Annotated in this window: 1 protein-coding gene; it reads left to right on the top strand. The window is 40.3% G+C overall.

What is annotated here, in order from left to right; genetic code table 11:
• Positions 1 to 819, top strand: an 819-nt coding sequence (locus GZA11_RS16395; protein ID WP_163184403.1) for a reverse transcriptase domain-containing protein, incomplete at both ends; no start/stop codon positions are given.

Genomic DNA, 819 nt, shown 5'->3' with positions numbered 1-819 from the left:
GAAAAGTTCTTCGATCGAGTGAATCATGACAGGCTGATGAGTACATTAGCCAAGACTATTAAAGAAAAGCCACTATTGAAGCTAATCCGCAAATATCTACAAGCTGGTGTCATGATTAATGGTGTGGTATCTAGGACAGAAGAAGGGACGCCGCAAGGTGGCCCCCTAAGCCCTTTACTTTCGAATATTGTACTAGATGAACTAGACAAAGAATTAGAGAAAAGAGGGCATAAATTTGTTCGTTATGCCGATGACTGTAATATTTACGTGAAGTCAAAACGGGCTGGTGAAAGAACCATGGCTAGTGTCAAACGATTTATTGAGGGAAAACTTCGTCTAAAAGTCAACGAGAAGAAATCTGCGGTTGACCGACCATGGAAACGAAAGTTTCTAGGATTTAGTTTTACACCTTCAAAAGAGCCAAAAGTTCGGATTGCCAAGCAAAGTCTAAAACGAATGAAGAAAAAGGTGCGAGAAATCACGTCAAGAAAAATGCCATACCCAATGGAATATCGGATTAAGAAACTTAACCAATATCTACTTGGATGGTGTGGATATTTTGCATTAGCAGACACAAAGAGTATCTTTGAAGATTTGGATGGCTGGATTCGACGAAGACTCCGGATGTGTTTATGGAAAAACTGGAAGACCTCAAAGACCAGGATACGCAACCTCATAAAACTAGGAGTTCCTGAATGGAAAGCTTATGAATGGGGGAACAGTCGTAAAGGTTATTGGCGAATCTCAAAAAGTCCCATATTACACAGAACCCTTGGAAACTCCTATTGGAGTAACCAAGGGCTTAAAAGTCTACAGAAA

The organism is Neobacillus sedimentimangrovi (genome assembly GCF_010614825.1).
Lineage (GTDB): Bacteria > Bacillota > Bacilli > Bacillales > Cytobacillaceae > Neobacillus > Neobacillus thermocopriae.
Note: the sequence above shows the minus strand (reverse complement) of the source record. Positions and strands in the feature narration are given on the sequence as shown.